Origin of the sequence: Massilia agri, from assembly GCF_024753255.1 — a bacterium.
GTDB classification, from domain to species: domain Bacteria; phylum Pseudomonadota; class Gammaproteobacteria; order Burkholderiales; family Burkholderiaceae_D; genus Telluria; species Telluria agri.
Genome location: NZ_JANUHA010000021.1, coordinates 26225 through 38014, shown reverse-complemented (window position 1 = coordinate 38014; position 11790 = coordinate 26225). Strand labels below are relative to the sequence as shown.

Annotated in this window: 12 protein-coding genes; 8 read left to right on the top strand and 4 right to left on the bottom strand. The window is 61.5% G+C overall.

Translation table 11 applies throughout. From position 1 onward, the window contains the following. Window positions 1–234 precede the first annotated feature (234 nt). The 7 genes from NX780_RS21905 to NX780_RS21875 all read left to right on the top strand — a co-directional run bounded on the left by NX780_RS21905 (window position 235) and on the right by NX780_RS21875 (window position 9836). The gene (locus NX780_RS21905) at window positions 235–585 is read left to right on the top strand and encodes a hypothetical protein (protein WP_258830007.1); all 351 of its coding nucleotides are present in this window, start codon (window positions 235–237) and stop codon (window positions 583–585) included. Between the two features lie 263 nt (window positions 586–848). Beyond that, window positions 849–2615, top strand: a complete 1767-nt coding sequence (locus tag NX780_RS21900) for a copper resistance system multicopper oxidase (protein ID WP_258830006.1) — start codon at window positions 849–851, stop codon at window positions 2613–2615. Next, a complete protein-coding gene (locus NX780_RS21895) occupies window positions 2612–3841 on the top strand; it encodes a copper resistance protein B (RefSeq protein ID WP_258830005.1) in 1230 nt (409 codons plus the stop codon). The genes NX780_RS21900 and NX780_RS21895 overlap by 4 nt, the downstream gene beginning before the upstream one ends. A gap of 85 nt (window positions 3842–3926) precedes the next feature. Further along, on the top strand, window positions 3927–4256 hold the full coding sequence (locus NX780_RS21890; RefSeq protein WP_258830004.1) for a four-helix bundle copper-binding protein: 330 nt from the start codon (window positions 3927–3929) through the stop codon (window positions 4254–4256). A gap of 294 nt (window positions 4257–4550) precedes the next feature. Then, window positions 4551–7259 carry a TonB-dependent receptor gene (locus tag NX780_RS21885; protein ID WP_258830003.1) on the top strand — a complete coding sequence of 903 codons (2709 nt, stop codon included), beginning with the start codon at window positions 4551–4553 and terminating at the stop codon, window positions 7257–7259. A gap of 88 nt (window positions 7260–7347) precedes the next feature. Next, entirely contained in the window at window positions 7348–8040 is a 693-nt protein-coding gene (locus tag NX780_RS21880; protein ID WP_258830002.1) for a PepSY domain-containing protein, read from the top strand. Continuing rightward, window positions 8037–9836 carry a 2Fe-2S iron-sulfur cluster binding domain-containing protein gene (locus NX780_RS21875; protein ID WP_258830001.1) on the top strand — a complete coding sequence of 600 codons (1800 nt, stop codon included), beginning with the start codon at window positions 8037–8039 and terminating at the stop codon, window positions 9834–9836. The genes NX780_RS21880 and NX780_RS21875 overlap by 4 nt, the downstream gene beginning before the upstream one ends. A 127-nt stretch (window positions 9837–9963) precedes the next feature. Here the strand turns inward: NX780_RS21875 and NX780_RS21870 are convergent, their stop codons facing one another. The 3 genes from NX780_RS21870 to NX780_RS21860 are packed head-to-tail and all read right to left on the bottom strand — an operon-like array spanning window position 9964 to window position 10808. After that, entirely contained in the window at window positions 9964–10176 is a 213-nt protein-coding gene (locus tag NX780_RS21870) for a GDCCVxC domain-containing (seleno)protein (protein WP_258830000.1), read from the bottom strand. Beyond that, window positions 10173–10457, bottom strand: coding sequence for a mercury resistance system periplasmic binding protein MerP (gene merP / locus NX780_RS21865; protein WP_258829999.1), 285 nt, complete (start codon window positions 10455–10457; stop codon window positions 10173–10175). The genes NX780_RS21870 and merP overlap by 4 nt, the downstream gene beginning before the upstream one ends. A gap of 12 nt (window positions 10458–10469) precedes the next feature. Continuing rightward, window positions 10470–10808: a mercuric transporter MerT family protein gene (locus tag NX780_RS21860; protein WP_258830038.1), complete on the bottom strand. Its 339-nt coding sequence runs from the start codon at window positions 10806–10808 to the stop codon at window positions 10470–10472. 71 nt (window positions 10809–10879) lie between these two features. Here NX780_RS21860 and merR point away from each other — a divergent pair, with 71 nt between their 5' ends. Further along, on the top strand, window positions 10880–11278 hold the full coding sequence (merR, locus tag NX780_RS21855) for a mercury resistance transcriptional regulator MerR (RefSeq protein ID WP_258829998.1): 399 nt from the start codon (window positions 10880–10882) through the stop codon (window positions 11276–11278). Between the two features lie 154 nt (window positions 11279–11432). Here merR and NX780_RS21850 read toward each other — a convergent pair whose 3' ends face one another. Further along, window positions 11433–11762 carry an ArsR/SmtB family transcription factor gene (locus tag NX780_RS21850; RefSeq protein WP_258829997.1) on the bottom strand — a complete coding sequence of 110 codons (330 nt, stop codon included), beginning with the start codon at window positions 11760–11762 and terminating at the stop codon, window positions 11433–11435. Between the last annotated feature and the right edge of the window lie 28 nt (window positions 11763–11790).

Sequence of the window (11790 nt, the reverse complement as noted above, 5' to 3'; positions counted from 1 at the left end):
GGATTGTTCAGGAGGAAGCGGCCCAGCGGATCGGGATCCCGAAAGGGACGCTGGCGAACTGGGTGAGTGCGGCGAAGAGCCGCGCGGGCAGCGCCACGGAATTGTGTGCACGCTATGCCGGGAGCATGCTACATTGACCATATGCGCGCCAGGCTTCGAACATTTTTCTTGTGCCTACTCATCGTCTCCCTCCCTTTGCAGAGCATTGCGGGAGTGGCGAGGTTCGAGTGCGGCATGGCGCATCATCCCTTGGCCGCCCACGCTGACCATGCCGCTGGCATGCCGATGGAGGCGACGGTGGCCGGTGAGGGACAAGATGGCGGGCACGATCATGCCGCCGCGCCGGCGCAGAGAGTCGCAGCGCAGGATGAAGACTGCGACGATGACGGCGCGCACGCGCGATCCGGCTGCGGCACCTGTGCAAATTGCTCCATCGGCGCCTATGCGCCACCGCCTGTAATGGCCGTGACTGCGGTCGAGGAAGCGGTCAGCACTGCCCTGCAATTTTCCTTGCCTTCGTTCCCCGGGCATATTCCTGCCCGGATCGAACGCCCCCCACGCACTGCCGCGTCAATCGCGGCGTAATCCTTCACGGCTAACGCCGGCGATGCGTTCCTGATTTGCGGAAGACCGGCCCGTGCCTGCGCTCGCGCCTGCGCGAATGAGTCAACCTGACCGGGCACGCGTTCAAACAAATCAGATCAAACAATCGAGTCGTGCCCTGTTGGCTATCCGCCGCGGGGCAGGTGTGTCCGCGTCCCTGGTTACCGGCATGGGGAACGTTTGGGCCGAATCGAGCAGATTACTGTGTACTGTGCCAGAAGTCGCATGTCGAATCGGAGAACCTTATGAAACGTTCAGTAGTTACTCACGGCTGCGCAAGCAGCTGGCGCCGCCGCTTCCTGCAAGGGATCGGCGCAGCGATAGGCCTCGCGGGCTTCAGCCCTGGCGCGTTGTTTGCCGCGCAGGACAGGCGCCATCTTCGCGGTACCAGTTTCGATCTCGAGATCGGACCGATGCGCGTCAACTTCACCGGAGCGGACCGCATCGCCATTGCGGTCAATGGCCAGGTGCCGGCGCCCACCCTCTACTGGAACGAGGGCGATACCGTCACGATTCGGGTGACCAACCGGTTGTCGGCAGTCAGTTCGATTCATTGGCACGGCATCCTTCTCCCCGCCGACATGGATGGGGTGCCGGGTCTGAGTTTCGCCGGGATCCAGCCAGGGCAGACATTTACCTACCGGTTTGAGGTCAAGCAGAGCGGTACGTACTGGTACCACAGCCATTCTGGACTTCAGGAGCAGCTCGGCTTGTACGGCCCGATCGTCGTACTCCCGAAAGCCGGCGAGTGGGTCGAGGCCGAGCGCGACTATGTCGTGATGCTGTCGGACTGGACGGACGAGAAGCCGGAGCGGGTGCTGGCCAACCTGAAGAAGATGAGCGACTTCTTCAACAACAAACAGCCCACCTTCGGCGAGTTCATCCGGGACGTGCGGAGCATGGGATTCGCTGCGGCCGTGGACAAGCGCAAGATGTGGAACCAGATGCGCATGATGCCGACCGACTTCAGCGATGTGACGGCCAGCCGGAATATCAGCGGGGCACTGCGTTACCTCATCAACGGCTCCACAGCAGAGATGAACTGGACCGGCCTGTTCCGCGTCGGCGAACGAGTGCGCCTGCGCTTCATCAACGGCGCCGCGACGACCATCTTCGACGTGCGCATCCCGGGTTTGAAAATGATCGTCGTCTCCGCGGACGGACAGGAAGTCGAACCTGTCACTGTGGATGAATTCCGGATTTCGGTCGCCGAAACCTATGATGTCATCGTCGAGCCACGAGACGACATGGCGTACACCATCTTTGCACAGTCGATCGGCCGCTCGGGCTTCGTCCGCGCCACGCTGGCACCACGGCCGGGAATGCAGGCTCCAGTGCCCGAGATGGACGAGGCCCAGTGGCTCAGCATGACCGACATGATGGGTGCGATGGCCATGTCAGGCATGCATGGTTCGGGGGCCGCGGGCGGCCATGCGATGGGTGGGCATGCGCAGATGCCAGCGGCCGGCGCGCCGGCAGCGGGCCATCCGCCGAAGGTGACGCATGCGCGCACCGAATACGGGCCGGGCGTCGACATGCACGTCGATATGCCGCGCACCAACCTCGACGACCCTGGCGTCAACCTGCGCGACAACGGCCGGCGCGTCCTGACTTATGCCGATCTGCGCACGATCGGCGGGCCGGTCGATCCACGGGAACCGAGCCGCGAGATCGAGCTTCACCTGACCGGAAACATGGAACGCTTCATGTGGTCGTTCGATGGCCAGAAATTCTCGGAATCCTTGCCGATCCGCTTCCGGTTCGGGGAGCGGCTGCGCATCGTGCTCGTGAACGACACGATGATGAACCATCCGATCCACTTGCATGGCATGTGGAGCGAGCTGGAGTCTCCCGACGGGAAATTCCAGGTTCGTAAGCACACGATCAATGTACAGCCGGCGCAAAGGATCACCTACCGGGTCACGGCCGATGCGCCCGGCCATTGGGCTTACCACTGCCATCTGTTGTACCACATGGAAGCCGGGATGTTCAGGGAGGTGGTCGTATCATGAAAAACCCATCGATCAAGCCTGCGCCTTGCGCGCTCGTGCTGGCGTGCCTGGTTGCGGCGCACGCTGCAGCACAGACGGCAGCTCCAACCCAGCCGCCCCAGTCTACCGGCAGTCACGACATGTCGACCATGGACCACTCGAAGATGGGACACGGGACACCCGCGCCGGCCAGCAAGAAGTCGCCGCAGCAGACACCGCCCAATCCGGCTGCGTCGAATGCTGCTGGCCATGCCGTGCATGCGAACACTCCAGTCGCAGCGCAGAAGGCCCCGCCAGCGCAGGCGGCGGAACACCAGGGTCACGCTACCGGCCATACGGGTCACGCAGCACAAGCAGCAACTCCCGCGAAGCCGCAGGCCCAGCCGGCAACCAGGGCCATGCCCGGCATGGATCATGCAGCCATGCGACACGGCGCAGTTCCCGCAGCAGGAAGCGGTGGCCAGGAACGCGCGGCAGGCCCGGAGGGCGTCATGGCAGGTCATGCCATGCGAATGGGACCCATGCAGGGAGGCGACCCTCCGCCGGACTCCCGGGATCCGAACGCCTATAACGAGGGGACTCGCCACGCCAACTTCGGCAACCACGAAATGAACGACAACGCTCCGTTCGGGAAGGTACTGGTCGACAAGCTCGAAGCAGCCAGGGGCGATGGCGAACACGGTCAGAACCTCGAAGCCGAGGCGTGGTATGGCAATGACTACAACAAGGCCTGGCTCAAGGTAGAGGGAGAGCGCCGGGGCGGCTCGCTCGATTCGTCCCGCACCGAGCTACTGTGGGACCGGGCATTCGCACCGTTCTGGAGTACCCAGTTGGGTGTGCGGCACGACAGCGGTGAGGGTGGCGGAAGGAACTGGCTTGCCGTCGGGGTGCAGGGGTTGGCCCCTTACTGGTTCGAGACCGAGGCCACCGCGTACTGGCGGCCCGGAAGCGGCCTCGCCGCGCGCCTGAATGTGAAGTACGAAATCCTGTTCACGCCCCGTTTGATCCTCGAGCCCGAGCTGGGCGCGAACCTGTACAGCCGCGCGGATCCCGAGCGGGCCACTGGGAAAGGCCTATCCGACATCAACATGGGCCTGCGGCTGCGCTACGAAATCACGCGCAAGTTCGCGCCATACATCGGCGTCACCTGGAACCGCCAGTTCGGCGGAACCGCTGATTACACGCGACAGCGTGGCGGCGACCGGAGCGAAGTCCAGGCGGTGGTGGGAGTGCGCCTTTGGTTTTGATTGACCCGCGGCGCGGCATCGTTCTGCGGCGCGCAAAAGTTTTGTCCTGATAGAGACCGAGACCAACCGTTTTTAGGAGATCACCATGAACCAGCAACACGAAACCTGTATCGAGGCCTGCAATGACTGTGCGGATGCGTGCGACATGTGTGCCGCCGCCTGCCTGCAGGAGGAGGACGTAAAGATGATGGCCCGCTGCATCGCACTCGACATCGATTGCGCTCAGCTCTGCCGGGTCGCTGCCGCCATGATGGTACGGGGCAGCGAAGCGGCCAAGCTCGTCTGCGAGGCATGCGCCGCGCTGTGTGACATGTGTGCCGAAGAGTGCGGAAAGCATCAGATGCAGCATTGCCAGGAGTGCGCTGCGGCCTGCCGCCGGTGTGCCGAAGAGTGCCGCCGGATGCTTGCAGCATGATCGTGACCTGAGCAGGGACAGGCGGCAGGGCAGGACACCTAACTCCCTCCGCCACCAAGTAAGCTCATGCCGGCGCGAATTTGCGCCGGCGCATTCGCTCATTCTGAAATTTTATTCGGAAAGTTGTTGTAAAAATGCGTGTTTATTGCTTATCGGCAGAAAGCGCGCTACATTAAAAATGCTGCGCAATTGTATATACAAGAAGTAATCGATTGCTTCACCCACCATATGCCGCGACCGAAGCTGTAAGCGTTGCGGTCTTATTGCTCTTACAAAAATAGCCCCGGAGGGTAAATGGTTCACAAATTCGTCCCAAGAACGACAGCCGCGCTCGCAATGCTGGTCCTGCAGCAAGGCGCCCATGCACAGCAACCCGCTACCACCGAGAACACCCAGGCGACCGGGATGGAACGGGTCCAGATCACGGGCAGCCGGATCAATCTGCGACAGGAGCAGCTGTCCGGTGTCGGCCCGGTGACCGTGATCGACGCGGAAACCATCCAGCGCTCGGGCGCGATCTCGGTCGAGACGCTGCTACAGCGTATGCCGTCTTCCGCGGGCACCGCGGGGAGCCAGACCAGTGCCTATTGGACCAGTAACGGTTATGGTACCACTCAGGTCAACCTGCGCGGCCTCGGCATCGACCGCACCCTGGTCCTCCTGAACGGACGCCGCGTCGTGTCGGGAGGGACGGGCGCCAACAGCTCGGTCGACCTGAACATGATCCCGGTCGCGATGATCGAGCGGATCGAGGTGCTGAAGGACGGCGCATCCGCGATCTATGGCGCGGACGCTGTCGCCGGCGTCGTCAACATCATCACCAAGAAGGCAATCGACGGTGCCGAGGCCTCTGTCCGGTACGGCAAGACGGAGCGCGGCGACGGCGACGAGAAGTCCGCTGATCTCGTATGGGGTACGCGGAGCGAGCGCGGATCGCTGATGGCGTCGTTGAACTACTCCGAGAGCGGCGCTGTCAACCTGGCGTCGCGTGCGCCTTGTTCACTATTCGAAGAGAATGGCGAACTGGTCTGCTCCGGCAGCTCGTCCACCATCGGCGGCCGTGCCCGCCTCGCGGATGGTCGCCGCGTCAACTTCAACCAGGATCCGAACGGGAATCCACGTGGATTCGAAACCTACAGCGCGGCCAAGCACGCCTACAACAGCAATCCGTTCCTGAACGCGGTCAACCCGATCAAGCGTGTCGGCGTCAGTGCCTTCGGCAATATGCGCCTGACCGATCGGGTGGACATGTTCAGCGAGCTCATGTTCACGAACCGCAAATCGAAGCAGCTGGCGACGCCCGGCGCGATCGGGGTCTACCGTCCGATCGAGATCGCCGCGAACCATCCGACCAACCCGACGGGTCAGAACTTGACCCTAGAGCGGCGCAGGGTGGCCGAGGTGGGGCCACGCTACTTTTTCCAAGAAACGAACACCTTCCGCATCGTCGCCGGCCTCAAAGGCGCGCTTGGAGACAAGTGGGATTGGTCGGCGTCCCTCAACTGGGGCCGCAACACAGGCGTGGATGGGATGACGAACATCATCAACCTGGACCGTGTCGATGCGACCCTGAACGCTGCGACCTGCGGCAGGACACCGACCGCCGCTCCCTGCGGCAATTACCTTGGTTACGGCAACCTGAGCCCGGCGGTGCTGGAGTACATCCACTTCACGACGCGCGACCATGGCGGAAACGACCAGAAGAGCTTCAATGCCAGCATCAGCGGCGAGCTGTTCTCGATGCCGGCAGGTCCGGTGGGATTTGCTTCCGGCTTCGAATACCGGCGTGAGAAAGGCTGGCGGGACCCGGACAGCCTGATCGTGTCGGGCGCGGCAAATACACCTGCCATGGACCCGATTGCCGGCCAGTACAGCGCGCGTGAAGTGTTTGCCGAACTGTCCGTTCCCTTGCTGGCCAAGCTGCCGCTGGTGCAGTCGCTGACCATGAATGCGGCGGCCCGCTATTCCGACTACAGCCTGTTCGGTTCCCAGGGAACCTATAAGCTGGGCCTGGACTGGCAGGTGATGCCGGCGCTGAAAATGCGCGCGAACAGGTCGACGGCCTTCCGGGTGCCGAACGTGCCGGAACTGTTCGGCGGTGTTTCCGAGGGCAACCTGACGACGACCGACCCATGCAACAACTGGAACACGCTCGATCCGAACTCCGCGGTCTACAAGAACTGCCAGGCGTCCGGCGTACCTGCCGGCTACAGGCAGTTCGGCCCGTCGATCCTGACGACCGGCGGCGGCAACCAGAACCTGAAGCCGGAAGAGGCGGATACCTTCACGGTCGGGATGGTGTGGACGCCGTCCAGGGCGCTGACCCTGACCCTCGACTATTTCAACATCGAGATCGACAACGCCATCGAGACGGTCCCGGGATCGACCAAACTGTCGGTGTGCTATAACTCGCCAGGACTGTCCCACATCTTCTGCCGGCCTTCGAGTTTCACCCGCGATCCGCGCACAGGCGAGATCAACTTCCTGTCGTCCCAGCCGGAGAACGCGGCGCAGCAGAAGGTTGCTGGCCTGGACTTCGGCGCCATGTATGATTTCAGCCTCTTCGGCTGGGCCTCGTCCGTCACGGCCGACGTCTCGCGCCTCAACCGCTACGACGTGACGCCATTCCCTGGCGGCGAGGTCATCGAGTACGCCGGCAAGATCACGGGTGGACGAGGAAGCTACGCCAAGTGGCGGTCGACGGCATCCCTGACGGCGTCCAACGGGCCGTGGTCGGGTTCCTATACGGTCCAGTATATCGGCAAGGCGGACGACATTAACGCCGCACCGGAGGACATCGGCTCGCACGCACCGAGCATCTCGTATCACAACGCTAGCGTGAAGTACGCATTCAACAAAGCGATGGCACTCTCGTTCGGGGTCGACAACCTGTTCGACAAGCGTGCCCCGTATATCCAGAGCTGGACGGACGGGAACACCGATACGATGACCTACGACCTGCTGGGTCGCCGCTGGCACGTTCGCCTGGGCTACAAGTTCTAGCCATTCAATGATGCCGGGCGGTCCGCGAGCATGTATGCTTCGCTCCGGTCCGCCCAACTGACCGGGTAACTTTACTATTACAACAACTATGCAATTAGCTTTCTGGGTGCGACGCGCCCACAAATGGATCGGGCTTGTCATCGGCGTGCAGGCGCTGCTCTGGATGATCAGTGGTCTCTACATGGTCGTCGTCCCGCTGGAGGTGATCCACGGCGACCACCTTGCCCACGTCCCGACTGAGAGGCTCAACCCGTCAGCCACCCGTATCAGCCAGGCTCGCCTGCACGAGGCCTACCCAGGCCTCACCGCCGTTCGCATGAAAAGCCTGCTTGGCAAGGAAGTCTACGAGATCAAGCATGGCAAACAAGCAAGCCTCGTGGACGCCGCCAGTGGCAAGAAGATCAGCCCGCTCGATCGCGACCAGATCGTTGCCCTCGCGGATGCGGCCTACGCGGGGGAGGGCAGCATCAAGGGCGTCGAATGGGTGACGAAGGCGCCGCAGGAAGTCGGTTCACGGCCTGTACCGCTGTGGGCCGTCCATTACGACGAGCCAGGCCAGACGACGCTGTACTTTTCCCCGCATACCGGGGACCTGGTGGCCAGAAGGCATGAGCTCTGGAGGTGGTTCGATTTCCTGTGGATGTTCCACATCATGGACTACGAGGAGCGTGAGAACGTGAACAACACGCTGCTGCGCACGGCCTCGATTACCGGCCTGCTGTTTGCCCTCATCGGAGCATGGCTGCTCTTCTACAGCTTCAACCGGAGGAAGCAGGCATGAGCCATTGGATGAGACGATTGCACAAGTGGGTCGGGGTGATCCTGGCGATCCAGTTCCTGCTGTGGATGTCGAGTGGGGTTGTCATGAGCCTGCTCGACGCGAACAAGGTTCAGGGACGCGAATTCCGCATCAAGCCGCCGGCGCCGCCGGCATGGCCGCGCGACGTGCTCAGTACGGACGCCGTGCTTGCGGCCAGCCGCGACAAGGTCATGGCGATTACTTCCGGCTGGCTGCTCGACCGGCCGGTATATCGGCTGCAGAACGACAAGCGCAGCTGGCTCGTCAGCGCCGCAGACGGGAAGGCCGTGGCGGTGGACGCCAGCTTGGCAAGGGAGATTGCCCGTGCATCCTACTCCGGAAGCGGCAAGGCCGGCACGCCCCGCCTGCTGAACTTCACGCTGGAGGCCCGCGCCCACAAGGAGCCCGTCTGGCGCGTCGACTTCGACGATGCGGACGAGACCTCGGTCTATGTCTCCAGCCGGTCGGGAGCCGTGCTCGAACACAGGAACAGTACCTGGCGCCTGTTTGACCTGTTCTGGATGCTTCACATCATGGACTACGGCGAGCGGACCAACTTCAACAATCCCTTGCTCGTCTCCAGTGCAATCGGCGGATTGTGGATGGCACTGACGGGTGTCTGGCTGCTGTTCGTCAGCGTCCGACTTGCGGAATTCGTCCCGAGCCGCTGGCGCCGGCGCCGTACCGTGAATCTGGTCGACGGCAGCGGCACGACGCAGCGCTCGGTCGAGGCGGTGCAGGGCGATACCGTACTCCAGGCGCTTTGCCGCTCGGGCCTGCAGCTGCCGTCGAACTGCGGTGGCGGCCAAAGCTGCGGCCTGTGCGAAGTGAGATGCGTTGGCCAGGCGCCCGAACCTACGAGCGCAGACCGTGCGCTGCTGTCGCCCCGGAAGCTCGAGGCGGGATACAGGTTGGCCTGCAACCTTCCCGTGAAGCGCAGCCTCGATGTCGATATCGGAAATGCCCTGGCAATGCCGGCCGAGCGGATTGGAATAGTCACCAGCGTGAGACCGGTTACGCCCTTCCTGCGAGAGATCACCTTAAGCCCCCAAGGCCGTGTCGATTGCCGTCCAGGTGCCTACGTACAGATTCATGTTCCTCCGTATGAGCGGGACGCCAGCCAAGTGGAAGTCCCGGAGCATCATCAGGACGACTGGCGCGCGATCGGTACGCTGGCTAGTCTCGCAAATGATACGCCAGTACGCAGGTCGTACTCGGTATCGGTGCCGGTCGAATGCGCAGGCTGGCAACTGACTTTTCTGGTTCGCTTCATGCCTGGAGAACGGCCGGGCAGGGGATCAGGCTACATGTACACCCTGAAGGTGGGCGACGAAGTTCGCTTCAGCGGCCCCTTCGGCGATTTCGCACTGAAGCCGGGATCGCGCGAGAAAGTATTCATCGGTGGCGGCGCCGGGATGGCGCCCTTGCGCGCCATGATCCATGAGCTCCTGACAAAGGGGGAGACCGAACCACTGCACTTCTGGTACGGGGCGCGCAGCCGGCGCGATGCGCCGTATGTGGACGAAATGCAGGCGTTCGCAGCGAAACACCCGAATTTCGAATGGCACCTGGTGCTGTCCGAGGAAAAGGCAGGGGACGGGGCGCCAGCGGGACTGGTACACGAAGCCGCGCTGGAGAGTTTGCGCACGCACCCGGACATCGCATCGCTCGAGTTCTACGTGTGCGGTCCCCCGGCCATGCTGACGGCGACACAGGCAATGCTGCGCGGCCTTGGTGTAAAGGAAGAAAACGTTGCCTTTGACGATTTCAAGATCTGATCGTAGGCTTGGTATGTAACGGCCAAGTCCTCCGTCGAGCAGAGCCGCGGGTCTCTTACGCGGCTCTGTCAACATGCCATGCCATCACTATAACCAGCTACAGGATGCATTTCGGCGACAGCCCAGCTTAACCACAGCAGGGGCGCTCAAGCTGGATAGGCGGGCACTTCACTGTGCCGTAAGAGCAAAAAACGCAGCAGTCTCCGGCCTTTGGGCGCAGCACGGTGGCGCAGCCCTCGCATGCATAGTAAAACTGACAAGCGTCAGTCGGCATGATTTCCTGTTTGCTGTGTCCGCAATGCGGACAGGTCAGGACCGACTCGAGGATTGCATCGCTCATTGCACTTTCCTGGCCGTCGAAGGGAAGCCTGCGTCGGTCGTCGCCTTGGTCAGTATTGTTACGCTAGCCTTGTCGGAGTCGAGTTGCACAGTGGCCGTCTTGCGCTCGTAATCGATTTTTACGTCAATCACGCCCGGAACTCGCTGTAACGCTTTTTTAACGGTGATTGGGCAAGTCGCACAGCTCATGTTCTGCACGTCGAGGGTCAGGGTTTGCGACGTACCGGCGATGGCTGGACTGGCAAGCAATATCCCGGCGATAGCGATGTTAAAGAAGTGCATCGAAGAATCCTTTCAGTAGAAGAGCGCGGCGTACAAGGGGAAGGTCAGTAGCAGTATGACTGGCAAGGAAATGAGCCAAAACAGAATGCGTTGGTTCCTCAAGACATGGTCATCGGAACAGGCGTCATCAGGGGGGCACGCGGGCCGGCGCAGATACAAGTTATGGAATGCAGTACCGAGGAACAGTACCGTAAGCGCGGTGAGATAGGGGCTGTAGGGCTCCAGCGCGATAAGCCGGGATGCCCAACCGCCGCCGACGCCCAGCAATAGCAGGACGAGCGGGCCCGCACAACAAGCCGATGCTCCCAGCGCAGCCAGCACACCCGCGACTAGCGGTCCTTTCGTTCCCATCTTCATGTTTATCCTGATCGGTTTAAGACAGAGATAGGATAAACTCCGTATATAGATACGGAGTCAAGCGCATGCCTGAGAAAATGACCATCAGCCGCTTGGCTGACGCCGCCGGTGTGAACGTCGAGACCGTTCGCTTCTATCAACGAAGTGGATTGATCGATGAGCCGGAACGGCCAAGTTCCGGCTACCGCACCTATGGCAACGAAGATGTACGCCGAATTCGCTTCATCAAGCGCGCACAGCTTCTGGGCTTTACGCTTGAGGAAATTTCGAGCCTGCTCAAGCTGGAAGGTTCGGGGACATGTTCGAGCACGCGCGCTTTGGCGGCGAAAAAGCTCGCCATGGTAGAGGCCAAGATAGGCGACCTTCTGGCGATGAAGTCAGCACTCGCCGGAATGGTTGCGCGCTGCGACAGTGGGGCTCCGGATACAAGCTGTCCAGTCATTCAGGCATTGATCGACGACTGACTGTGCGGCAGGCCACTGAATATAAAACCAGAGTCAGTGCTGCGATAACTCCGTATATCACCGCGTAATGGCAGCGAAATGAAGCTTCATTCTCGGCGATAGCAGACCTACCCAAATGCACTTCAGACGATGATGCCGATCGCTCGTCTTCATTCTAAAAATCTTGTACTACTGCTTTGAACTGTAGAAGCCGTTCGTGATTGACACAATAGCAAACCCGTTGCACATCCGATGACCCTTCGATCAAGCCCGCATCCTTCAGGATCGAGACGTGCTTGGAGATTGTCGATGGCGCCAAAGGCAGCACGTCCGCCAGGCTGCCGAAATAGCACTCGCCGTAATCGATAAGATGCCTGAGCAACTGCACTCGCGCGGGGTGTGACAGTGCCTTGCACATGCGTGCGAGGTCATCGACATCAATTTCTTTTCCCGGGGTGTTGCGGGCGTCCGGGGAGCAGCAGGATTTAGACATGGAAACGCTCATTCGTTATTCGGCGAACGCAGCTTAGTGG